At 32.8% G+C, this 25,787-nt stretch carries 20 protein-coding genes; 15 read left to right on the top strand and 5 right to left on the bottom strand.

The genetic code is table 11. From position 1 onward, the window contains the following. Positions 1-12: 12 nt before the first annotated feature. The 4 genes from ACUUYC_RS23425 to ACUUYC_RS23440 all read left to right on the top strand — a co-directional run bounded on the left by ACUUYC_RS23425 (position 13) and on the right by ACUUYC_RS23440 (position 2,765). Positions 13-606 carry a Crp/Fnr family transcriptional regulator gene (locus ACUUYC_RS23425; RefSeq protein ID WP_474269905.1) on the top strand — a complete coding sequence of 198 codons (594 nt, stop codon included), beginning with the start codon at positions 13-15 and terminating at the stop codon, positions 604-606. A gap of 117 nt (positions 607-723) precedes the next feature. After that, positions 724-1,443, top strand: coding sequence for a type 1 glutamine amidotransferase domain-containing protein (locus tag ACUUYC_RS23430; RefSeq protein ID WP_474270563.1), 720 nt, complete (start codon positions 724-726; stop codon positions 1,441-1,443). 80 nt (positions 1,444-1,523) lie between these two features. After that, entirely contained in the window at positions 1,524-2,135 is a 612-nt protein-coding gene (locus tag ACUUYC_RS23435) for a TetR/AcrR family transcriptional regulator (RefSeq protein WP_474269907.1), read from the top strand. Between the two features lie 60 nt (positions 2,136-2,195). Further along, a complete protein-coding gene (locus ACUUYC_RS23440; RefSeq protein ID WP_474269909.1) occupies positions 2,196-2,765 on the top strand; it encodes a carboxymuconolactone decarboxylase family protein in 570 nt (189 codons plus the stop codon). 56 nt (positions 2,766-2,821) lie between these two features. On the opposite strand, the gene ACUUYC_RS23445 is transcribed toward ACUUYC_RS23440, so the two are convergent. From ACUUYC_RS23445 to ACUUYC_RS23455, 3 genes are all read right to left on the bottom strand, one after another. Beyond that, positions 2,822-2,986 (bottom strand): hypothetical protein, encoded by a 165-nt coding sequence (locus ACUUYC_RS23445; RefSeq protein ID WP_405301422.1) that lies wholly within the window; start codon positions 2,984-2,986, stop codon positions 2,822-2,824. An 86-nt stretch (positions 2,987-3,072) separates the two neighbouring features. After that, complete coding sequence (locus ACUUYC_RS23450; RefSeq protein WP_474269910.1) at positions 3,073-4,446, bottom strand: metallophosphoesterase; 1,374 nt, start codon at positions 4,444-4,446, stop codon at positions 3,073-3,075. 86 nt (positions 4,447-4,532) lie between these two features. Further along, positions 4,533-5,030, bottom strand: coding sequence for a LysM peptidoglycan-binding domain-containing protein (locus tag ACUUYC_RS23455; RefSeq protein WP_474269912.1), 498 nt, complete (start codon positions 5,028-5,030; stop codon positions 4,533-4,535). A gap of 197 nt (positions 5,031-5,227) precedes the next feature. Here ACUUYC_RS23455 and fumC point away from each other — a divergent pair, with 197 nt between their 5' ends. Then, the gene (fumC, locus tag ACUUYC_RS23460) at positions 5,228-6,625 is read left to right on the top strand and encodes a class II fumarate hydratase (protein WP_474269914.1); all 1,398 of its coding nucleotides are present in this window, start codon (positions 5,228-5,230) and stop codon (positions 6,623-6,625) included. Positions 6,626-6,735: 110 nt separating this feature from the next. Here the strand turns inward: fumC and ACUUYC_RS23465 are convergent, their stop codons facing one another. Together ACUUYC_RS23465 and ACUUYC_RS23470 are read right to left on the bottom strand one after the other, a co-directional pair. Beyond that, the gene (locus ACUUYC_RS23465) at positions 6,736-7,392 is read right to left on the bottom strand and encodes a carbonic anhydrase (protein WP_474269916.1); all 657 of its coding nucleotides are present in this window, start codon (positions 7,390-7,392) and stop codon (positions 6,736-6,738) included. A 147-nt stretch (positions 7,393-7,539) separates the two neighbouring features. Beyond that, on the bottom strand, positions 7,540-8,643 hold the full coding sequence (locus ACUUYC_RS23470) for a bestrophin family protein (protein ID WP_474269917.1): 1,104 nt from the start codon (positions 8,641-8,643) through the stop codon (positions 7,540-7,542). A 244-nt stretch (positions 8,644-8,887) separates the two neighbouring features. On the opposite strand from ACUUYC_RS23470, the gene purL reads away from it, so the two are divergent. From purL to ACUUYC_RS23520, 10 genes are all read left to right on the top strand, one after another. Then, positions 8,888-12,574, top strand: coding sequence for a phosphoribosylformylglycinamidine synthase (gene purL / locus ACUUYC_RS23475; RefSeq protein WP_474269918.1), 3,687 nt, complete (start codon positions 8,888-8,890; stop codon positions 12,572-12,574). 595 nt (positions 12,575-13,169) lie between these two features. Continuing rightward, a complete protein-coding gene (locus ACUUYC_RS23480; protein WP_474269919.1) occupies positions 13,170-14,036 on the top strand; it encodes an alpha/beta hydrolase family protein in 867 nt (288 codons plus the stop codon). Next, positions 14,037-15,224: a class I SAM-dependent methyltransferase gene (locus ACUUYC_RS23485; protein WP_474269920.1), complete on the top strand. Its 1,188-nt coding sequence runs from the start codon at positions 14,037-14,039 to the stop codon at positions 15,222-15,224. After that, positions 15,211-16,275 carry a fatty acid desaturase family protein gene (locus tag ACUUYC_RS23490; protein ID WP_474269922.1) on the top strand — a complete coding sequence of 355 codons (1,065 nt, stop codon included), beginning with the start codon at positions 15,211-15,213 and terminating at the stop codon, positions 16,273-16,275. The genes ACUUYC_RS23485 and ACUUYC_RS23490 overlap by 14 nt, the downstream gene beginning before the upstream one ends. A gap of 220 nt (positions 16,276-16,495) precedes the next feature. After that, the gene (locus tag ACUUYC_RS23495) at positions 16,496-18,271 is read left to right on the top strand and encodes an AMP-dependent synthetase/ligase (protein WP_474269923.1); all 1,776 of its coding nucleotides are present in this window, start codon (positions 16,496-16,498) and stop codon (positions 18,269-18,271) included. Positions 18,272-18,475: 204 nt separating this feature from the next. Further along, positions 18,476-18,937: a MarR family winged helix-turn-helix transcriptional regulator gene (locus ACUUYC_RS23500; protein WP_474269925.1), complete on the top strand. Its 462-nt coding sequence runs from the start codon at positions 18,476-18,478 to the stop codon at positions 18,935-18,937. Between the two features lie 80 nt (positions 18,938-19,017). After that, positions 19,018-21,423: a 3-hydroxyacyl-CoA dehydrogenase NAD-binding domain-containing protein gene (locus ACUUYC_RS23505; protein ID WP_474269927.1), complete on the top strand. Its 2,406-nt coding sequence runs from the start codon at positions 19,018-19,020 to the stop codon at positions 21,421-21,423. Positions 21,424-21,514: 91 nt separating this feature from the next. Beyond that, positions 21,515-21,862: a four helix bundle protein gene (locus ACUUYC_RS23510; protein WP_474269929.1), complete on the top strand. Its 348-nt coding sequence runs from the start codon at positions 21,515-21,517 to the stop codon at positions 21,860-21,862. A 43-nt stretch (positions 21,863-21,905) separates the two neighbouring features. Next, positions 21,906-23,096, top strand: a complete 1,191-nt coding sequence (locus ACUUYC_RS23515) for an acetyl-CoA C-acyltransferase (RefSeq protein WP_474269931.1) — start codon at positions 21,906-21,908, stop codon at positions 23,094-23,096. Between the two features lie 118 nt (positions 23,097-23,214). Then, positions 23,215-25,026, top strand: a complete 1,812-nt coding sequence (locus ACUUYC_RS23520; RefSeq protein WP_474269933.1) for an acyl-CoA dehydrogenase family protein — start codon at positions 23,215-23,217, stop codon at positions 25,024-25,026. Positions 25,027-25,787: the final 761 nt, after the last annotated feature.

Here is a 25,787-nt window from a genome sequence, read left to right on the forward strand (position 1 = left end):
AATTATTTTTTCATGCAGGAATCATATGCCATTGTTCAAGAAATTTTTACAAAAAAACTCTCTTTTACTAAAAAGGAGGTTTCATTTATTGAACAAAAGTGTGAATGCATCAAGGTTAAAAAAGGTACAATTCTTTTAAAATCAGGAGAGCATGTAAAACATCACTATTTTGTATTTGATGGTTGCTTGCGAACATACCTTATTACGAAAGCTGGAAAAGAACACACTATTCAATTTGCAATTAAAGATTGGTGGATAAGTGACTACATTGCCTATTTTTCTGAATCAAAAGCAGTTTTAAATATTGAATGTATTCAAGATTCAATAGTATTTAAATTTTCTAAAGATGACATGGAAGAAATTTATGCTAAAATTCAAAAAACAGAAAGTTATATTCGTAAAAAACTGGAACGTGCGTTTGTAAATTTTCAAAAACGAATTCTCGCCAATTTATCACAATCTGCAAAAGAACGTTACCTCAATTTTACACAAGATTTCCCAAACATTGAACAGTATGTAAAAAACTATCATATTGCTTCTTATTTAGGTATTACGACAGAAAGTTTGAGTCGTATTCGAAAAGAAATTGCAAACAGCGCTTTTTAACATACATCAATTTTTTTTCACACATCATTTTATACTTTTGTTATAAATAAAACAATTTCCCCTATGAAGTATATAATGAGTGTACTTGCAGTAATCATCTTAATCACTGCATGTACTATGAAAAGTAAAGAACCTCCCAAGGTTTCTGAAACTAAATCAAAAAAAGTATTATTCGTTTTAACAAGTCATGACCAACTTGGAAAAACTGGAGAAAAAACCGGATTCTGGATTGAAGAATTTGCAGCTCCATATTATGCTTTAAAAGATAAAAATATAGCTATTACAATTGCTTCACCAAAAGGTGGGCAACCACCAATAGATCCGAAGAGTGAGGATGAAGCTTTTCAAACTCCTGCAACAAAACGATTTAATGAAGATAAAGAAACGCAAAATATTTTAGCCAATTCATTAAAGTTAGCAACTATCAATGAAGCTGATTATGACGCAATTTTTTATCCTGGTGGACATGGACCATTATGGGATTTATCAGAAGACCCAAATTCTATCAAATTAATAGAATCTTTTTACATCAACAAAAAACCTATAGCTGCAGTTTGTCATGCGCCTGCTGTATTGAAAAATGTAAAAAATATGGACGGAACTCCATTAGTGAACGGAAAAAAAGTAACAGGATTCACCAATAGTGAAGAAGCTGCTGTTCAGTTAACAGATGTTGTACCATTTTTGGTTGAAGATATGTTGAAAGAAAATGGCGGAATATATTCAAAAGGCGCCGACTGGAACAGTTATGCTGTGAAAGATGGCTTATTAATTACAGGGCAAAACCCTGCATCTTCAGAAAAAGTAGCTGAATTATTATTAGAAGAATTAAAGTAGATTCCCCAATATATATTGAAAAATAGCGATATAAACACAACAATGTTTGTATCGCTATTTTATTTTAACAAAAGTTTATTTTGTCAAAACTAATCAATTGCTTAGTTTTGATTGTTGAAATTAATATGGCTCGAAAAAAACAATATATAGAGGAAGAAGTTATTGAAAAAGCAATGGAGCTTTTTTGGCGTAATGGATTCGAAACTACTTCTGTGAGAATGCTTGAAAAAGAAATGGGCATCAATCAGTTTTCTATGTATTCGAGTTTTGGAAACAAAGAAGGTGTCTTTTTGGAAAGCATGAAATGTTACAAGAAAAAAGCACAAAAAGAACTTATTGACAAACTATTAGCTTCAAAAGATGGAATCGTTGCTATTGAACAATATTTCCATAATTTTATAGAATTCTCTAAAGACACACATCAAAATAAAGGTTGTTTATTGACAAATACAGTTAATGAATTAGGTCAGAATGCTGATAAATTGATTTTGACTGAAATTCTAAAATTTGCCAGTAATGTAAAAACTGCATTTATTGAAAAGTTAAAAGAAGACACAACCAAAACTGAAGCATTGGTTCAAAAACAGGCTAATTATCTAATGGTTTCTTTACAAGGATTATCTGTCGCTTCTAAAATGTTTACCAAACAACAGCTTGATGATTTTATCGTAACAACAATTGAAAATTTATAAACCTTTTTTTTAATCAATAACTAAGCAAATGCTTAGTTATTAAATTTAAAACCATATAATATGAATACATTAAAAAAAATAACGTTAGCTCCTAAAACTATTGAAAATTCAGATGCAATTTCGAGTACGATTTTAAAGGATACTGAAAAGAAATTAGGTTTTATTCCAAATATGTATGCAGGCATGGCTAACAATACTGCATTGCTTGATAGTTATGTTAACTCGTACAATTCATTCAGAGCAAATTCTGGCTTCAGCTCACAAGAACAAGAAGTAATTTTTCTATCTATCTCTTACGAGAATAATTGTGAATACTGCATGGCTGCACATAGTTTTGTTGGTGATCATATGACAAATGTTCCAACCGAAGTTACTGATGCCATACGGGCGAATACGGAGGTTCCGAATGAAAAATTAAAAGCATTAAGTGAATTCTCTAAAATTATAACAACAACACGAGGTTTACCTTCTCATGAAGCTATTGATACGTTTTTAAATACTGGTTATACAGAAACTGCTATTCTTGGTGTAATTGCCGCTGTTGGAATTAAAACAATGAGTAATTATTTTAATCACGTATATACTACGCCAACTGATGATACTTTTAAAAGTAGAATTTGGAAAAAGTAATATATTAAAAAAGGGAACTCATATGAGTTCCCTTTTTGCTTTTGTCCTTTTAGTATTTAGGAGTCTTTTTTTGCTTCTCTCCACTCATCAAAACGTTCTTTCAACGCTCCACCTACCCAATATGGTACGATGAAGGTTAATAAAAGAATCATTAACCAAAATCCAATGGTTAAGATTGTAAGGAAAGCTAAAAAGCCTAAATATTGATCAAATTCAAACATATTTTCCGGAATTTATCGAATTCAGCCACAAAGATATTGGATTAAATTAAATATTCATATAGAAACATCTATAATTATTAACAATTTTATTTTTGTCTATACACAGTTAATGCTGTATCTAAATTCATGGCATTGTTAACATCTTTATTACTTTTTACGCCAATCGTTTTCCCCATATTTTTTACAAGTAGACCTGTTGATGAGTTTTCAATAACTGATCGAATAGTTTTTGTTGTACCTGTTACATTATACGCTTCTCTAAATGTATAATAAGAATCTTTTGCATATTCAAACTCTCCATCTTTCGTTGTATTTGTTGGTGAAGCATAGTATGTTTTAAAATCTAGTAAATCAAACGTAGATGAATCATACGTAAACATCTTAAATCCTGGATTATTATTATGATTTACTGCAATTCCTGGAGTTGTGATGCTATATGTTACAAATTCTGGAGTTTGCTTATGTGTAGAATTGTATACTCTACGCAATCCGTCCAAATGTGTATGTCCATTCAGCATACCTACAATATTAGGTTTATAACCTGCTAATAATTGAATAAATCCATCTTGAAGTTCATAGGTAACTGTTTTACCCTTTTTATCCTTTGTTGTATACGTCAATTGATTATTCCACATTTGACCGTAAGTAACGTTTCCGCTATTATCTACATTTTTATAACCATCAGTTCCTGGTGGAATGTGCATCATAATTAGTACGCGATCGTTAGTACCAAGTGTACCTAATTTTTTCTCTAACCAAGCCATTTGCTCTTGTGATGCTTTTTGTTGCGAAACGCCATCATCATCAACATAGTGATGATATCCTTTTGAACAAAAAATTACGGTATTTAGTGCAATAACTTTTAATGTACTTGTTCCATCTACTAAATCTACTGAGTAATAACCAAACGCTTTCTTAGAATCATCCAAGTTTTTTACCTGAACTGTTGAAGAATTGCTATTAATAATTGGCCAAGGATTTGTTTTATCTTCATCTTTAGTCAATACAGTTTCTTCTGCACTATTACTAAAAGAATGATAATCGCCTTCTAAAGAATCGTTATTTCCTGGTAAATACAAAATTGGGAAATCGACTTCTAAGTTTCGTAGATTCTCAAGCATTAAATGTGTATTATTTGCTCTTTCATTATCGTCATAACCTGGTAAATCGCCCAAATACACCATAAATTTTGGGCTTTCTTTACAAGCTGTTAATTCAATCTTAGCTTTTGTCCGCAACCAAAGTTTTTCACTTGTAACACTTACAGCTGAATGACCAAAAGTAGTTTCATTTAAATCTCCATCTACATGTACATCTGACAATGCTATAAACTTATTATTGCTTACCGTTGTTGCAACTTCAACATGCGTTTTTGGACATTTAGGACACTTTTTAGTATCATGCTTACATCCAAAAAATAACGCGCAAATTAATAACGTATATATATAATTGTTTTTCATTATTCGTTGTTTATTAGTTGATCTACAAGATACTGAAAATACAATCAAACATATATAAGTACATATACGTGATTCTAAAATGTCACCTATTTAGTTTTCAATCGTTGTCCTATAGATAAATCATTGGAATTCAAATTATTGAGACTTTTTAAATCAGAAACAGATATCGCATTTCTTTTTGAAATTGAATACAGTGTATCTCCTTTCTTTACGATATATATATTTGTTGATTCATCTTTGAACTCCGCAGTTTGTACACTTAAAACTTGTCCTATACGTAAACTTGTACTTTTCAATTCATTCAAATTTGATAATGCATTAACTGACATATTATACTTTTTTGAAATCGCATACAAAGTCTCTCCCTTTTTAACAATATGAGTCAATGTTTCAGCCTGAGTTGTAATAGTTGAAACGTCTTTTACAATATTCTTTTCGGATATATCAGAACTAATTTCCCCTGTTTCTACAGACATATATGCTTCTTTACCATCTAAAATCACTCGTACATATCCATCATTTACTTCTTGTGCTACACAACAAAAACATAGTAGACAAAAAATTAGTAAGCAGTTATATTTCATTTATTCTATTTTGAAAGTAAAATTAAATATTTTGTACTCTTTCTAGTACACAATAAGACACTCAAAATAAATCTTAGCTAAAAAGTAAAAAAAATCGATAGCAAACATAATTTGTACTAACTATAAAAACATTATAAATAAATCTATATGTTATGGAAAACAATTAAATTTGCAAATCGAAAACAATTATCAGGGTAATGGAATATAGAATAGAAAAAGATACAATGGGCGAAGTACAAGTTCCTTCAGACAAACTTTGGGGAGCACAAACGGAACGTTCAAGAAATAATTTTAAAATTGGCACACCTGCAAGTATGCCATTAGAAGTTGTCTACGGATTTGCTTATTTGAAAAAAGCTGCGGCTTTTACAAACTGTGAATTAGGTGTATTACCTATTGAAAAAAGAGATCTAATTGCGCAAGTATGTGAGGAAATCTTAGCAGGAAAACATGATGACCAATTTCCGTTAGTGATTTGGCAAACTGGTTCTGGTACGCAATCAAACATGAATGTGAATGAAGTGATTGCCAACAGAGCACATCAAATTGCTGGAAAAAAGATTGGTGAAGGCGAAAAAACGATTCAACCAAATGATGATGTAAACAAATCACAATCATCAAACGATACATTTCCAACTGGAATGCACATTGCAGCCTATAAAAAAATTGTAGAAAATACAATTCCTAGTGTTTCACAATTACGCGATACTTTAAAAAAGAAATCAGAAGAATTCAAAAATGTTGTAAAAATTGGTAGAACACATTTAATGGACGCAACTCCTTTAACTTTAGGGCAAGAGTTCTCTGGATATGTTTCTCAATTAAATCACGGTTTAAAAGCTTTAGAAAATACGTTACCACACTTAAGTGAGATAGCTTTAGGTGGAACTGCTGTTGGAACAGGATTAAATACTCCTAAAGGATATGCAAAACGTGTTTCTGAATTTATCGCACGTTTTACTGAATTGCCTTTTGTTACTGCTGAAAATAAATTTGAAGCGTTAGCGGCTCACGATGCAATGGTGGAAACACATGGTGCATTAAAGCAATTAGCGGTTTCAATTAATAAAATAGCAAATGATATTCGTTTAATGGCTTCTGGACCACGTTCAGGAATCGGAGAATTAATCATTCCTGCTAATGAACCTGGAAGTTCTATCATGCCAGGAAAAGTAAATCCAACGCAATGTGAAGCTATTACGATGGTTTGTGCACAAGTAATGGGGAACGATGTTGCAGTAACTGTTGGAGGAACACAAGGTCATTATGAACTAAATGTTTTCAAACCAATGATGATTGCCAACGTATTACAATCGGCACAATTGATTGGAGATGCATGCGTAAGTTTTGATGTAAACTGTGTAGCTGGAATTGAACCAAATCATGGGAGAATTACAGAATTGGTAAACAACTCATTAATGTTAGTTACGGCTTTAAATACCAAAATCGGATATTACAAAGCGGCTGAAATTGCAAATACAGCACACCAAAACGGAACTACCTTACGTGAAGAAGCTGTAAATTTAGGGTATGTAACTCCAGAAGAATATGACGAATGGGTAAAACCAGAAAATATGGTAGGCGCGATGAAATAATCGTTTTTATCAAATTATATAAAACAAAAAACGCACTGAGATTTCAGTGCGTTTTTTAGTTTATTGAATGTTTTAAAGATTGAAATCTCTAAAATCTTTCAATTCTTCAACTAGTCTTTCTTCTTTCTACAAGGTGACTTTTTATCAAAATCTACTTTCCCGCTTTCTAAATGATAATACCCTGTATGAATTTTTAATCCTGAATCTTTCACAGCACCGCTAATAATTTCAGAACGAGCAGTTAATTCGTTCGCAGCATGCAATGCATTTTCAACAATCACATTGTCTTTAGAAGCATCGCATCCGCAAGCCTTCACAGCAGGTAAAATATTTACTAATAAATGATTCAAATTATAACCCATATCTTTTCCATCCATTGCTGCACCAACGGCTCCACAGCCTTCGTGACCTAACACGACAATAAGTCTACATCCCAAGACAGCCACTGCGTACTCTATACTTGCAATAGAATCAGTATTAGCTATATTTCCAGCCACACGTACGACAAATAATTCTCCTAATCCAGTATCAAAAACAAGTTCTGGCACTACTCTACTATCTGCACAACTTAATACAATTGCAAAAGGTTCTTGTGTTGTATTCCACTTCTCACGTTGTATACTACCTTGTTTTTCATTTCTTAGTTTATCTTTCATAAAACGCTTGTTTCCACACTCCAAACGTTTCAATATTTTTTTTGGCGCATCAGTATATATTACACCTTCTACGTCTTTACACTTTAGTTCTTTTTTATTTTTTTTACTCATAATATAATGGTATTAGTTAGTTACTATTTTCTAATTAAAAGTAATTAAAAAAATACATTTGTAAGAAAAAAATTTCATTATTGCAGATTTTCTTAGCACGAGTGAAGAAAAATATAGAGCAAACGTCTAGCTAACATTTAGCAAAAGTTACATCACAATATCGTTTTTCCATTCGTAAGGAGCAGGAATATCTGTATCATCAATTAATTGTCTGATGTCTATTTCAATTCCTCTACTCATATCAGTAATTGGTACGTCATTTGGTCCGCCTTCAAATGGATTTTCTGTATTCTCTCCAATAGCTTCCATTGTATGAAAAACCCACGCTAACAGCGTACTAAATGGAATAGAAAACCATTCAAAATGACTTGCGATAAATTCTTGTATTCGATGCATTGTTGAAAAATGAGAATCATGTACAGCCAAATCTTTAAGGATATGATCGCCAATACTCTCAAAACCATCCATAATTCCAAATGGTAACAGAATAATGAAAATCCATACGAAAAGATAATTCAACGTTGCAAACTGTCTTGGATATGGAAAGTTCTTAATACGTTCACTTTTACCTTGTAATGTGTAAAATTCTACCAGCATATTGGTCATTTCCATATGACGGAAATCATCAATTAAACCTTTTGTTTTTAGTTCTTTTAAACGTTTAGACTGAATTCCTAGTAATTGTGAAGCTTGATTTCCTTTGGCAAATATTTCATCATGTTCTTTTTGCGAAATATATGGTTTAATGATTTCTGAAATTGGTTCTTCATCTTCACAAACTTTATATTGCTTTGAACGAAATTCCTTATTAGATCGCTTATTCTTCAAGTGCATTTCCCAAGGTTTCTCCTTTCGCAATTGATAGCGCAAAGCTGTTAACCAAGCTACATGCCTATGCACCAATTCACGTTTGACAGCATACAATTCATTTTCAGGAATGGAATCAGACGCAAAATCATTCGTAATATAATCTTTCACCATAATTGTCCACGAACGTGACGAATTTACAATGCCACCCCAAATTTTCCGAGCTTCCCACAATCGATCATAAGATGCATTATTTTTAAAACTCACAATAAATGCAACAGCTGTACCCAAAACACCTAATGGTAACCAAGGCACTCGAAACCATTTCATTCCTAAAACATCAAATAAAATTACAGGAATAGTAGCTAAAATGAGAAATAAAAAGATGTAACGACGTGTCCATTTTAAAACACCAGTTACAGGAAATATTCTTCTTGTATACATAAGTTGGATAAAATTATGTCAGTAATATACAAAAACCTATTAAACTATTCTTTTGACTTTCTAAAGAATTAAAAGATAGAATGGTCTAATAATCTAATTTTTAACATGCCTAAAAAAGGCTAACAATCTAGCATGTTTAAAACCTCGTGAATAACTCCTAAATTATACCTTTAATTTTAAGTTAAATTACTTCTAAATACACTAAATTTGCACTTTTAAAAACAACAACACAAACAACTACATAATGATTCATTTCTTTGGAAACGTAGACAGCAAGGTATTTGCTGTACAAACAGCAAAAGAATTATCAACAGAAAACGTTGCCAAGCTCAACTGGCTTTTTGGGAACGTATCTAAAATAGCACAAGCATCGTTGGATGCTTTTTTTGTTGGCCCTAGAGCCGCAATGATTACACCTTGGAGTACAAACGCCGTAGAAATTACTCAAAATATGGGCGTTGAAGGCATTATCAGAATTGAGGAGTTTAAAGCTGTAGCTGAAAATTACGCTGATTTTGATCCAATGATTTCTCAAAAATTCAACGGTTTACACCAAGATACATTTACCATTGATATTGAACCAGAAGTAATTTTAGATATTGAAGATATTGCAGCCTACAATACGCAAGAAGGTTTAGCTTTAAATTCAGAGGAAATTGAATACTTAGAACAACTTGCAGAGAAATTAGGTCGTAAATTGACTGATTCAGAAGTATTTGGTTTCTCACAAGTAAACTCTGAACACTGTCGACACAAAATATTCAATGGAACATTTGTAATTGATGGTGAAGAAAAACCAACATCACTTTTCAAACTCATCAAAGAAACATCAAAACAACATCCAAACGATATTGTTTCAGCATATAAAGATAATGTAGCTTTTATAAAAGGTCCTAAAGTGGAACAGTTTGCACCAAAAACTGCAGACAAACCAGACTTTTATCAAACACAAGAATTTGAATCTGTAATCTCGCTTAAAGCGGAAACACACAATTTCCCAACTACTGTGGAACCTTTCAACGGAGCTGCAACTGGTTCTGGTGGAGAAATCAGAGACAGACTTGCTGGCGGACAAGGTTCATTGCCATTAGCAGGAACAGCTGTGTATATGACTTCATATTCACGTTTAGAAGAAAAAAGATATTGGGAAGAAAAATTTGAAGCCAGAGATTGGTTATATCAAACACCAATGGACATTTTAATCAAAGCTTCAAATGGTGCTTCTGATTTTGGAAACAAATTTGGGCAACCCTTAATTTGTGGATCTGTCTTAACGTTTGAACATAAAGAAAATGATGCTTCAAGTACAGCAAAATCTAGAAAGTTAGGATATGATAAAGTAATCATGCAAGCTGGTGGAATTGGCTATGGAAAAGCTGATCAAGCTATAAAAGACATTCCAAAAGAAGGTGATAAAATTGTAATTCTTGGTGGAGAAAACTACCGAATTGGAATGGGTGGCGCTGCCGTTTCTTCCGCAGATACTGGTGCTTTCTCAACAGGAATTGAATTGAATGCAGTACAACGTTCAAATCCTGAAATGCAAAAACGCGCCGCAAACGCAATTCGTGGTATGGTAGAAAGTGATGAAAACTACATCGTTTCTATTCACGATCATGGTGCTGGTGGGCATTTAAACTGTTTGTCTGAATTGGTGGAAGAAACTGGAGGGAAAATTGATTTAGATCAGTTGCCTGTGGGCGATCCGACACTTTCTGCTAAGGAAATCATCGGAAATGAATCACAAGAACGTATGGGACTTGTCATTGCAGAAGAACATATAGAAACGTTGAACAAAATTGCCGAGCGTGAACGTTCACCTATGTATACAGTTGGAGATGTTACTGGTGACGATCGTTTTACATTTGAATCAAAAACCAAAGGTGACAAACCAATGGATTTGGCATTAAGTGATATGTTTGGAAGTTCTCCAAAAACAATCATGACAGATAAAACTGTTGAACGTAATTATAAGAATCCAAGATATAAAACTAAAAATACACACATTTATCTAAACCAAGTTTTACAGTTAGAAGCTGTTGCTTGTAAAGATTGGTTAACAAATAAAGTAGACCGTTGTGTTGGTGGAAAAGTTGCCAAACAACAATGTGTTGGTCCATTACAAATTCCGTTGAATAATGTTGGTGTTATGGCACTTGATTATAATGGAAAAGAAGGAATTGCAACTTCTATTGGACATTCGCCAATTTCTGGATTGATAGATCCTGTGGCTGGAAGTCGTAATTCCATCACAGAAGCTTTAACAAATATTATTTGGGCTCCATTAAAAGATAACTTACAAAGTGTTTCACTATCTGCAAACTGGATGTGGCCATGTAAAAATGAAGGTGAAGATGCACGTTTATACGAAGCTGTTAAAGCAATTTCAGAATTTTCTATTGATTTAGGAATCAATGTTCCTACTGGAAAAGATTCGTTATCAATGAAGCAGAAATACGGTGATGATGAAGTAATTTCTCCAGGAACAGTAGTTATTTCTGCGGCAGCAAATTGTAATGAAATCAGTAAAGTTGTTGAACCTGTTTTACAAAAAAATGATGGAAATATTTACTATATCAATATTTCACAAGATGATTTTAAATTAGGTGGAAGTTCTTTCAATCAGGTATTAAATGCTATTGGAAATGAAGCGCCAAACGTACAAAATGCAGCATACGTAAAAACTGTGTTTAATACGATTCAAAACTTAATTAAAAAAGAAAAGATTGTTGCTGGTCATGATGTCGCTTCAGGCGGATTGATTACAACCTTGTTAGAAATGTGTTTTGCTGATGTCAATTTAGGCGCAGACCTAGACATATCAAATTTGGCAGAAGAAGATTCAATCAAAGTACTTTTCTCTGAAAATGCGGGAATCGTTTTTCAAGCGGACGCTAGTGTTGAAGAAACATTGAAAGCAAACAACATTGACTTTTTCAATATTGGAAATGTAACAAATACAGCTACGGTAAACATCAAAAACCACGAAGATAATTTCGCGTTTGATGTTTCTGAAACAAGAGACACTTGGTACAGAACCTCTTTCCTACTCGATCAAAAACAAACGGCAAATGGTTTGGCAAAAGATCGTTATGATAATTATAAAAATCAGCCGTTAACATATACATTCCCAAGTCACTTCACAGGGAAAATTTCTGACATCGTTGGAAAAGCAAAATCAAAGCCAAAAGCAGCTATTATTCGTGAAAAAGGAAGTAATAGTGAACGCGAAATGGCAAATGCTATGTATTTAGCTGGTTTTGATGTGAAAGATGTACACATGACTGATTTAATTTCGGGTCGTGAAACTTTAGAAGATATTCAGTTTATTGGCGCTGTTGGAGGATTTTCGAATTCAGATGTATTAGGTTCGGCAAAAGGTTGGGCAGGTGCATTTTTGTATAATGAAAAGGCAAATACAGCATTGAAAAACTTCTTTAAACGAGAAGATACATTATCAGTAGGAATCTGTAATGGCTGTCAATTGTTCATGGAATTAGAAGTTATTAATCCAGAACATGAAGCACATGGAAAAATGACGTATAACGATTCTCAGAAGCACGAAAGTGCTTTTACTTCTGTAAAGATTGAAGAAAACAATTCGGTAATGTTATCAACATTGGCAGGAACAACATTAGGTGTTTGGATTTCTCATGGAGAAGGAAAATTTGATTTACCACATTCGGAAGCAGACTATAATATTGTTGCCAAATACGGTTATGAAGGCTATCCTTCAAACCCAAATGGATCTGACTTTAACACAGCTATGCTATGTGATACAACTGGAAGACATTTAGTAACCATGCCACATATAGAGCGTTCTACATTCCAGTGGAATTGGGCAAATTATCCGCAAGGAAGAAAAGATGAAGTTTCTCCTTGGTTAGAGGCTTTTGTAAATGCTAAATTGTGGATTGAAAATAAAAAATAAGTAGTAATCCTATATTATACAAAAACAGCCTTTGAAGTTTTCAAAGGCTGTTTTTTTTGTTCAGGATAGTACAATTCAAAAGATTGAGTTCTCAATCTGATAAAAACCCTTTTTCAGGTACTTATATTTTTCATGTAACTAAATCTATGTCAATAGTTTATAATTCTTTTTTATTCAGATTTAAATCTTTTTAACACAAATTACTGGAAATTATTGAAAACCAACAACTTACAGTAATAATGCAATCTAACTATATGATTTAGGATAGAAATAATTTTTATCTAAATCAACCATTTACAGATGTTTAACACCTTGAAATAGTCAACAAAAATCTAATTTGTTTGTGATAAATAATAAAAATTTATCTAAATTGTAGTTAAAACCATATTATTTAATAGAAAAATACATCATAAAATAAATTATTAACCTTTTTATTTTTGTACTATTTGGATGTCAACTATGTAGGATTAGACACTGATAAAAATGAAATTCCGCTTTAAAGTAAATAGTCCTAAATATGTACATTCTGCTGCTTTTGACACTTAAATTTTAAGTTAATAGAAAATGATATTATTAATTTTATAATTAAATCATCATGAATTCAGTAGTAATCAAAACAAAGAATAATCACCACATTTCAGTTGTAGAGTTTATTGCGTCAAAGAAACCAAAAGCTGCTGTTATTATAGCTTCTGCAACCGGTGTTAAGCAAACCTTGTATTTGAAATTTTCTGAATTTTTAAGACAACATGATTTTACAGTTTATACATTTGATTATGCTGGTATTGGCGCTTCTAAACAACAATCCTTAAAAAAATTCAATACCTCGGCTTCCTCATGGGCTACTAATGACTTAGAAGCGGTAATTGGTTATGTGAAACAAAATAATGAAGACACAAAGTTAATTATTTTAGGACATAGTATAGGAGGCCAATTAATAGGTTTGACGCCTTCTAACAAACTTGCAGATGGTATTTTATTAGTAGCTGCACAAACTGGATATTGGAAGTTTTGGAAAGGATTCAACAGGTTTAAAATGTATTTAACATGGCATTTACTTATTCCAGTTTTAACTCCATTATTTGGATATTTCCCAGGAAAAAAATTGGGAGCTTCAGAAGATTTACCAAAAGATATGGCTTTAGAATGGAAAAAATGGTGTTGTAGTAAAAACTACTTGTTTGACCATATTCCTGATGCCAAGCAAAAATATGAAGCTATTACTTGCCCTATAAAATCTTTTAGTACTGAAGACGATAATTACGCTCCTAAAGCAACCGTAGATTGGCTTACAAGTAAATACTCAAATGCTCAAATTGAAAGAAAGCACTTAATACCTAAATCTTTAGAACTTAAAAAAATTGGTCATTTTGGCTTTTTCAGAAGTAAAAATAAAGTTCCTATTTGGAATCTATTTTTAGATGAAATAATAGAATTATCTAATCCTAAAAACAATCATTAAATGAGTAAAAAAATAATCAATACTATTTTTAAAAAATTCATAAAAAAAGGATACCTAGTTCTAGAGTTACCATCTAATGAGAAACTAGTTTATGGAATCCAAGATGAAAATTTTCCGCAAGTAACAATACAAGTCAAAAATGAACAGTTTTTTAATGAAATAATTAGCAAAGGAAATTTAGGAATTGGAGAATCTTACATGAAAGAATATTTTTCGATGGTAAATTCTGAAATATTTAATTTTTTAGATCTATTGCTTATCAACCAATTTGACAAAGCCATAAAATCGAATAAGAAGCTAGTATTATCAATTGCTTATCAAAGACTTAAAGATTCTATAAAAGGTAAATCTTATAATATTAAAAGGCACTATGATATTGGCTTTGATATTTTCAAATTTATGTTAGATGAAAATTTGACCTATTCATGTGGATATTTGATAAAGGAAGATGACTCTTTAAACGATTTACAATATCAAAAATTTCAACGCATCATAGATAAGATTCAACTTCAAAAAGAAGATACAATTTTAGACATTGGCTGTGGTTATGGAAGTTTTCTAATTTATGCTGCACAGAACTATGGAGTAACAGGAATAGGTGTTACTAATAGTAAACAGCATGCCGATTTTGGCAACAGTAAAATTAAAGAAAAAGGACTAGATAAGCATATTAAAATTATCTGTAAAGATTACAAAGAAACTCAAGGAAGTTTTGACAAAATTGTAAGTATTGGAATGTTAGAACATGTTCCGAGAAACGAATATAAAACTTACTTTAAATTAATAGAAAAAATGTTAACTCCTACAGGCGCCGCTCTGATTCATGCTGTAGGATGTAATACCAAAAAAAACATTCACGATCCTTTTACTCAAAAATATATATTTCCTAATTCTAATCAACCAAAACTATCTGAAATAAGTAGACATATAGAAAAAAATGATATGGCTATAATTGATGTAGAAAATATTATTAGGCACTACAGACCTACTTCTCATTTTTGGCTTAAAAACTTCTTAAAGCATAAAGAAGAAATACGCAATAAAGCCAATTACAGTAACGAATTTTTACGCTGTTGGGAGTACTATTTAAATTGTTGTGTTTCTGCTGCTAGATATTCGGATTCGGCAGTATATCAAGTATTGCTGCATAAATCTCATTTAAAACATATAAATTATGAACGTATCTAATATTGATTTATCAAAACTAGAATCTTCTTTTACTAAATTATCTAAAAAGATTAATAACTTAGGATACAGGAATAAAATAGATGAGAAATTATCTATGTTAGAGTTTTCATCTCATGTTATTTTGCATATTGCATTTTATATACTAGCTATTATGTATAGCTCAAATATCATCGTTTGCATTATATTTCTATTTCTAATGATGTTATCTGGTATTGGTCTTACAACAGGCACGCATACTGCATCACATTATTCGTTAGTGAAAAATAAAAAAATAAACTCCCTTTTGGTCCATCTAGGTTATGGGTTCTTTTTTGGTTCTTCACATCAATACTGGATGCACAAACATATAGTTGTACATCATCCAAATCCGAATATTATTGATATAGATGAAGATATAAATCTTATGCCATGGTTTGTCATGAACCAAAATGAATATGAAAATGCTTCTTCATTCAAAAAAAAATATTTCAAACTTCAATTCTTAATAATACCTTTTGCATTAACCTTAAACCTTTTTAATGTACAAAAAGACGGGCTAACACATATATATAGGCTAATCAAAGAAAGAGGAGTTACAAAAAAAGACATCATAGATCTATCTGTAGTTTCAAGTCATTTTTTAATTTGGTTAATTCTGCCATGCTTCTTTTTTGATATTCCACAAGTGCTATTATTTTATTATCTCCGTGCAGCCTTTATGGGATATGGTATGTTTTTCGCTTTTGCTCCTGCTCACTTTCCGCATCAAGCATTATTTTTAACTAAAGAAAATGAAAAAATGAATTTTGTTATCAAACAAATCTATACTACTACAAATTTCAGGGCAGGTATAATAGGAAAATATATATTGGGAGGTGTACAATATCAGATTGAACATCATTTATTTCCTAATTGCCATCACTATCACTATCCCAAAATAAATCAATTATTAATTGACTTTTGTAAAGAAAATAATCTAACCTATAATGAAATTGGATGGTTTAGAGGAATATGGGAATCTTTTAAAATTTTCTATAGACCCAAAGAAGTGTATAACAGCATACTAGAATAAAAGATACATTGTTGATAACTTGATTAATAAGATAAAATCATTTTTTGTAGAAATTTGACAAACTCAAATAAACTATATGCATTAATTTTATTAATTACTTAATAGTAATTTTATAAAAGTGCCAACTTCTTATAAATTGTTCTTTTTTTTTGAGCATTCCTTTTGAAAATGGCTAACAAATTTCATATTTTGCAATTTCATACAAAAACCAAATCTGAGAATGACTAATGTAACGAGACTATTTGATTTTCCTTATTACCAACTAGAAAATTACCCTTTAGCAAAATCCCTTACTTCTTTTAAAAACGGACAATGGGTTTCTACTACGACACAAGAATATATAGATCAAGCTAATGAAATCAGTAGAGGTTTACTTCGTTTAGGCATTCAGCCAAACGATAAAATAGCAGTAATATCAACTACAAATAGAACAGAATGGAACATCATGGACATTGGTATTTTACAAACTGGTGCGCAAAATGTTCCTATTTACCCAACAATCTCAAAAGAAGATTATGAGTACATTCTAAATCACTCTGAAGCAATTTATTGTTTTGTTTCAGATATTGAAATTGTTGAGAAACTAAATGCAATTAAAGGAAACACCAAACTAAAAGGTGTATATACTTTTGATCAGATTACTGGTGAAACAAATTGGTCCAAACTATTAGAATTAGGAAAAAATACAAGCAATGATGATGAATTACAAGCTCGTAAAGATGCTGTAACTCCTGAAGATTTAGCAACCTTAATATATACATCTGGAACAACAGGAAAACCCAAAGGTGTGATGCTATCTCATAGCAACCTAGTTTCAAATGTTTTAGATAGTGAAAAAAGAGTTCCATTACACAATGGACAAGCAAAAGCATTAAGCTTCTTACCTGTTTGTCATGTGTTTGAACGTATGATATTATATCTATATCAATACTGTGGAATTGAAATTGTTTTTGCTGAATCTATTGAAAAAATCAGTGATAACTTAAAAGAAGTTAAACCACATGTTATGACAGCTGTTCCACGTTTATACGAAAAAGTATACGACAAAATTTATGCAAAAGGTACTGACTTAACAGGTATTAAAAAGAAATTATTCTTCTGGGCAATAGAGCTCGGATTAAAATACGAACCATACGGCCAAAACGGTTGGTGGTACGAAACACAATTAAAAATTGCTCGAAAATTAATCTTCAGTAAATGGCAAGAAGGTTTAGGTGGAAACCTTAAACTAATGGTTTCAGGAAGTGCACCATTACAAGCGCGTTTGACACGTGTATTTGCTGCAGCTGGAATTCCAATCATGGAAGGTTACGGATTAACAGAAACTTCACCTGTTGTTTCTGTAAATGATGTTAGAGGTGGCGGATTCCGAGTTGGAACTGTCGGACGTGTCATTGATAATGTAGAAGTTAAAATTGCAAGCGATGGAGAAATCTTAGTAAAAGGTCCAAACGTAATGCAAGGATATTATAAAGATCCTGAAAAAACAGCAAGTGTAATGTCTGAAGGATATTTCCATACAGGAGACATTGGAGAAGTTTGTGATGAAGGATTCTTAAAAATTACGGATCGTAAAAAAGATATGTTCAAAACATCTGGTGGAAAATATGTAATTCCAGCATTGTTAGAAAACAGATTCAAACAATCACGATTCATTGAACAAATCATGGTGATTGGTGAAGGTGAAAAAATGCCAGCTGCCTTAATTCAACCAAACTTTGAATTCATTAAAGATTGGATTAAAAAGAAAAATAAAAATATTGGCACTACTGAAGAAGAAATATGTACTTCAGAAGAAATCATTACTCGTATTCAAAAAGAAGTTGATGAAGCAAATAGCAATTTTGGTAAATGGGAACAAATCAAACGTTTTGAACTCATACCTAAAGTTTGGTCTATTGATGGCGGTGAATTAACACCTACGATGAAAATGAAACGAAAAGTCATTAAAGAAATTTATAAAGACTGCTGCGAACGAATATACGATCGTGCATAAAATTTAAAACCGCTCAAACTTCATGAGCGGTTTTTTTGTATCTTGTTCACTCAAAACGAAATTATATAAGAATCATAATTAAACCGTGATTTTATATAGTACTCTTATTCTTCTTGCTAAAAAATTAGCAAATTCATAAAATTATTTTCTTTTTTATTATGCGTGCATAGTATTTTTTCTTATATTTGGAGTCCAAACAACCATATGAAAGAAAAAACTATAGATCATGTAATGAGAGCCACGTGGCAAGCCATCTCTAAAATGTATAATGAGGAGGCTGGAAAGTACGGAAGTACAATGGCAACTGGTTTCACATTACTAAGTATTGATCAAGAAGACGGAACACCTTCCACTACACTCGGTCCCAAAATGGGCATGGAAGCTACGAGTCTCTCACGTACCTTAAAAGGTATGGAGGAAAAAGGACTTATTTACCGAAAAAAGAATCCAAAAGATGGACGAAGCGTATTAATCTGTTTAACAGAATTTGGACGTGAAATGCGGGACGTTTCTAAAACGACTGTATTACGATTCAACGATGCAATCCGTGCAAATATTGACGAAGAAAAACTGAAAAATTTCTATGAAGTATCAGAAATCATTCTGGAACTAATTAGTAATAAGAAAATATATAACTCCTCGATGGAAGTTAATGCAGAGAAATAATAAATAACCAAAAAATACTTAAAATCTACTTATTCTTTACAAAGTAAGTTTTGAGAAACACATTAAAAATTGAAAAAAAGATGAAGCGACCAATTAACAAAATAGCAGTAATCGGTTCTGGAATTATGGGTTCTGGAATTGCCTGTCATTTTGCCAATATCGGAGTCGAAGTGCTACTATTAGATATAGTACCTTTTGAACTTAACGACAAAGAAAAAGCGAAAGGATTAACGCTTGAAGATAAAGTAGTACGCAACAGAATGGTGAATGATAACCTAAAAGCGTCACTAAAATCAAAACCATCTCCTATTTATTCTCAGAAATTTGCAAACAGAATTTCTACTGGGAATTTAACAGATGATATTCACAAAATAAAAGATGTCGATTGGATTATTGAGGTTGTTGTAGAACGATTAGATATCAAACAAAAAGTATTTGAGCAAGTTGAAAAACATAGAAAACCAGGAACATTAATTACGTCTAATACATCTGGTATTCCAATTCAATTTATGAATGAAGGTCGTAGTGAAGATTTTAGAAAACACTTCGCGGTAACGCATTTTTTCAATCCTCCACGATATTTAAGACTATTTGAAGTAGTTCCAGGACCAGATTGTAAACAAGAAGTTACAGACTTCTTAATGATGTATGGTGAAAAATTCCTTGGAAAAACATCTGTATTAGCAAAAGATACACCAGCTTTTATTGGAAACAGAATTGGAATCTTCGGAATTCAAAGTCTATTCCACCAAGTAAAAGAATTAGGATTAACAGTTGAAGAAGTTGATAAATTAACGGGACCAGTAATTGGTCGTCCAAAATCAGCAACATTCAGAACTGTTGATGTAGTCGGATTAGATACGTTGGTGCATGTTGCGAACGGAATCTACAAAAACTGTCCAGACGACGAAGCACACGAATTATTCAAACTGCCAGGTTTCATCGACACCATGATGGAAAACAAATGGTTGGGTAGTAAAACAAAACAAGGTTTCTATAAGAAAACAGTTAATGCAGAAGGAAAAAAAGAAATTCTTACGTTAGATTTAGATACGTTAGAATATCGTTCTAAAAAAAGAGCCAAGTTTGCTACACTTGAATTAACAAAAACGATTGACAAACCAATTGATAGATTTAAAGTATTAGTTGGTGGAAAAGATAAAGCGGGAGAATTCTACCGTAAAAACTTCGCAGCAATGTTTGCGTATGTTCAAAATAGAATTCCTGAAATCTCTGATGAATTATACCGAATTGATGATGCAATGAAAGCTGGTTTCGGATGGGAAAATGGTCCTTTCGAAATTTGGGATGCTGTTGGTATCGAAAAAGGAGTTGAATTGATGAAAGCTGAAGGTAAAGAACCAGCGGCTTGGGTAACTGAAATGATTGCTGCTGGAGAAACAAAATTCTACACAGTAAAAGATGGAGCTACGTATTATTATGATGTTCCTGCAAAAGCACAAACTAAAAAACCTGGTCAGGATGCATTCATTATTCTAGATAACATTCGTAAATCGAATGAAGTTTGGAAAAACAGTGAAGCAGTTATTGAAGACTTAGGTGACGGAATCATCAACTTAGAATTCCAATCGAAAATGAACACGATTGGTGGTGGTGTTTTACAAGGAATCAACAAAGCAATTGATTTAGCAGAAAAAGACTTCCAAGGATTAGTTATTGGAAATCAAGCTGCGAATTTCTCTGTTGGAGCAAACATCGGAATGATATTCATGATGGCTGTTGAACAAGAATATGACGAGTTAAATTTAGCTATAAAGATGTTCCAAAACACAATGATGCGTGCACGCTACTCTTCTATTCCTGTAGTTGTTGCACCTCACGGAATGACACTCGGTGGTGGATGTGAGCTTTCTATGCATGCTGATAAAGTGGTCGCTGCGGCGGAAACATACATTGGATTGGTTGAATTTGGCGTTGGAGTAATTCCCGGCGGTGGAGGTTCTAAAGAAATGGCGTTAAGAGCTTCAGATACATTTAGAAAAGGAGATGTAGAATTAAACGTATTGCAAGAATATTTCCTAACCATCGGAATGGCTAAAGTAGCAACATCTGCGTATGAAGCTTTTGATATGGGAATCTTACAGAAAGGAAAAGATGTTGTTGTTGTAAACAAAGATCGTCAAATCGCAACAGCAAAAGCACATGCGAAACTGATGGCAGAATCTGGATATACACAACCAATGCGTAGAAAAGACGTAAGAGTTCTTGGAAAACAAGCCTTGGGAATGTTCTTAGTAGGAACAGATGCTATGGAAGCAAGTAAATACATTTCGGAACACGACAAGAAAATCGCTAACAAACTAGCGTATGTAATGGCTGGTGGAGACTTATCGGAACCTACTCTAGTAAGCGAAGATTATTTATTAGACATCGAACGTGAAGCATTCTTAAGTCTATGTACAGAACGTAAAACCTTAGAGCGTATTCAACATATGTTGAAGACTGGTAAGCCACTTAGAAACTAAAAATAGTTTTTGAGATGTTAGTATTGAGAAATGAGACAAGCTCTAAAAACCTCTCTCAATACTAATACCTCAAAACTCAATACTATAAAAAATGCATAAAGTAGATAATTTAAAAATATGGACAAAGTCAATAGCATTGACAAAAGCTTTATATCTACTTGTTACTGATTTACCAAAAGATGAAAGATTTGGGTTAACATCTCAAATCAAAAGAAGTGCCGTTTCCATTCCTTCAAATATTGCTGAAGGTGCAGGAAGAAATTCTAACAAAGAATTTAAGCATTTTTTAAGTATTGCAAATGGTTCTAATTACGAACTTCAAACGCAATTGATATTATTAATAGAGTTAAATCTCATAAACAAAGAAAAAGTACAACCAATAATTGAGCAGTGTATTGAAATACAAAAAATGAATTATGCTTTTCAGCAGAAATTATAAACCTCAATACTAAAAACTCAATACTCAATACTATTCATTTAAAATGAAAACAGCATACATAGTAAAAGCATATAGAACAGCCGTTGGAAAAGCTCCAAAAGGTGTGTTCAGATTTAAAAGAACGGATGAATTGGCAGCCGAAACGATTCAATACATGATGAATGAATTGCCAGACTTCGACAAGAAACGTATTGATGACGTAATTGTTGGAAACGCAATGCCAGAAGGTTCACAAGGACTAAACATGGCACGTTTAATCTCACTTATGGGATTAGACATTGTGGATGTTCCTGGAGTTACCGTAAACCGTTTCTGTTCATCAGGATTAGAAACGATCGGAATGGCAGCTGCAAAAATTCAAGCAGGAATGGCAGATTGTATTATTGCCGGTGGAGCCGAAAGTATGAGTTCTGTTCCTATGACAGGATTTAAAACGGAATTGAACTACGATATCGTAAATGCAGGTCATGAAGATTACTATTGGGGAATGGGAAATACGGCAGAAGCTGTTGCTAACCAATTCAACGTATCTCGTGAAGACCAAGATGAATTCGCATACAATTCACACATGAAAGCATTGCGTGCACAAGCAGAAGATCGTTTTCAAGATCAAATCGTTCCTATTACTGTAGATCAAACCTACATTGATGAAAACGGTAAAAAAGCGACAAAAAGTTACACAGTAAATAAAGATGAAGGTCCTCGTAAAGGAACTAGTACTGCTGTATTAAATAAATTACGTGCTGTATTCGCTCAAAGCGGAAGTGTTACTGCTGGAAACTCATCACAAATGAGTGATGGAGCTGCTTTTGTTCTAATCATGAGCGAAGAAATGGTGAAAGAGTTAAACTTGGAACCAATTGCTCGTTTAGTAAACTATGCTGCGGCAGGTGTTGAACCACGCATCATGGGAATTGGACCTGTTGCTGCAATTCCAAAAGTATTAAAGCAAGCAGGATTACAACAAAACGATATTGAGTTAATCGAATTAAACGAAGCTTTTGCTTCTCAATCATTAGCTGTAATGCGCGAATTAAATTTAAATCAAGACATCGTAAATGTAAATGGTGGAGCAATTGCATTAGGACATCCATTAGGTTGTACAGGAGCAAAACTATCGGTTCAATTATTTGACGAAATGCGTAAGCGCGATATGAAAGGGAAATACGGAATGGTAACCATGTGCGTAGGAACTGGACAAGGAGCTGCTGGAGTTTTTGAATTCTTGAATTAGAATTGAGATATAAGTAGTGAGTAGTGAGTTTATTACTATTCACAATCATAACAAACTGAAAACATCTAGTAATAGTATCTCAATACTCACTACTAGAAACTAAAATCTATAATTGACAATGAGCACAGAAATAAAAACAGACATCTTACGCGGAGGACAATTCCTAGTAAAAGAAACAAAATGTGAAGACGTATTTACTCCTGAAGATTTTTCTGAGGAGCAGAACATGATGAAAGAATCGGTAAAGGAATTTATCGATCGTGAAGTATGGCCGAACAAGGAACGCTTTGAAAAGAAAGACTATGCACTTACCGAAGAAATCATGCGTAAAGCTGGTGAACTTGGATTCTTAGGAGTTTCAGTTCCTGAAGCATATGACGGAATGGGAATGGGATTTGTTTCTACGATGCTTACTTGTGATTATATTTCTGGAGCTACTGGATCTATTGCAACTGCTTTTGGAGCACATACAGGAATTGGTACAATGCCAATTACTCTATACGGAACAGAAGAACAAAAGAAAAAATATGTTCCTAAATTAGCAACAGGAGAAAAATTTGGTGCGTATTGTTTGACAGAACCAGGCGCAGGATCGGATGCAAATTCTGGTAAAACAAAAGCTGTGTTATCTGATGATGGAAAACATTACTTGATTTCTGGTCAAAAAATGTGGATTTCGAATGCAGGTTTTGCAGAAATATTTATCGTTTTTGCTCGTATTGAAGATGACAAAAACATTACAGGTTTTATTGTTGAATTTGATAGAGAAAATCCAAATGGAATCACGTTAGGAGAAGAAGAACACAAATTAGGAATTCACTCTTCATCTACACGTCAGGTATTCTTTAGTGAAACAAAAGTTCCTGTAGAGAACATGCTTTCTGAAAGAGGAAACGGTTTCAAAATTGCAATGAACGCATTAAACGTTGGACGTATCAAATTGGCAGCAGCTTGTTTAGATGCACAACGTCGTGTGATTACAGAAGCTACAAAATATGCAAATGAGCGTATTCAGTTCAAAACTCCTATTGCAAAGTTTGGTGCTATCAAAGCTAAATTAGCAGAAATGGCAACAGCGTGTTATGTTGGAGAATCAGGATCGTACAGAGCTGCAAAAAATATTGAAGATCGAATTGCAATTCGTGAATCAGAAGGAAACACACACCAAGAAGCAGAATTAAAAGGTGTAGAAGAATATGCGATTGAGTGCTCAATCTTAAAAGTAAAAGTTTCTGAAGACGTACAAAGTTGTACAGACGAAGGAATCCAAATCTTTGGTGGAATGGGATTCTCTGCTGATACGCCGATGGAATCTGCTTGGAGAGATGCGCGTATTTCTCGTATCTATGAAGGAACAAACGAAATCAACAGAATGTTAGCTGTAGGAATGTTGGTTAAAAAGGCAATGAAAGGTCATGTTGATTTATTAGGTCCTGCAATGAAAGTAGCGGACGAATTGATGGGAATTCCTTCATTTGACATTCCAGATTACTCTGAATTATTCTCAGAAGAAAAAGAATTATTAGGAAAACTTAAAAAAGTATTCTTAATGGTTGCTGGATCGGCTGTTCAAAAATTTGGACCTCAATTAGAGGAACACCAACAATTACTAATGGCTGCTTCTGATATTTTGATCGAAATCTACATGATAGAATCGTCAATCCTACGTACAGAGAAAAATGCTAAACGTTTTGGAGAAGATTCTCAGGAAATTCAAATCGCAATGACACGTTTAAACTTATTCAACGCGGTAGAAAAAATCACAACAAAAGCAAAAGAAGGAATTGTTTCGTTTGCTGAAGGTGACGAACAACGCATGATGCTTATGGGACTAAAACGTTTCACGAAATATGCAAACATGCCAAACGTAGTTGCATTACGTAATCAAATTGCAGAAAAAATGACCGCAGAAAATGAATACTGCTTCTAAAAATATTTAAGAAGAATTCTAATTCACTATAGGTTTTAGAATTTAGTTGTTTGTTAAAAAGCCATCTCTATCCCGAGATGGCTTTTTTGTTAACACTCATAGAGCGTCATGCTGAACTTGATTCAGTATCTCATGATTATTACAATACATCTTTTTGTCATTCCTGCGTAGGCAGGAATCTATTTTTCACTATGAATTCATAAATGCTTTTGGCTGAATTACGGGAATCCACAATATAAATTATTTATTTTTGAATATTTTTCCATAAAAATCATCTATTTATTAAATCATTTTTATAGGAAAATCAGTAAAAAACTCCAAAAGAAAGGCCATGTTTCCACTTGCATGCGGTTGCAAAACTTACATTCATCATTGGGAAACAACAACAAAATTAGCTAGACCAACTGTATGTTCAAGATCTGGCTGTACAAACCCTGTTCATGTTGGCGCACATGTCTTCAATTGCAGTGACACATCTAGTAATACACTGATGATCGTTCCATTATGCAACACATGCAATAATCCTGCAAATGATAAATGTTTTTCTCTGAATAAAAATGTAAAAACTCCTAGAGCTAGTAAAAGAAAAACTTGTAAAACTAAAATTAGGTAAAACTCAACACCAGCGCAAGTTTCAAACTCATGCTCACAAATAAGTTAAAAAACATGATTGCTTAGCGTTCTTTCAAAAAATTCTCAAGTGTTTTATATTTGATTTGTATTTGTTAAATTAGTCACTGAAAGACGTAACTAATCATACA

Source organism: Kordia sp. E (genome assembly GCF_056033805.1).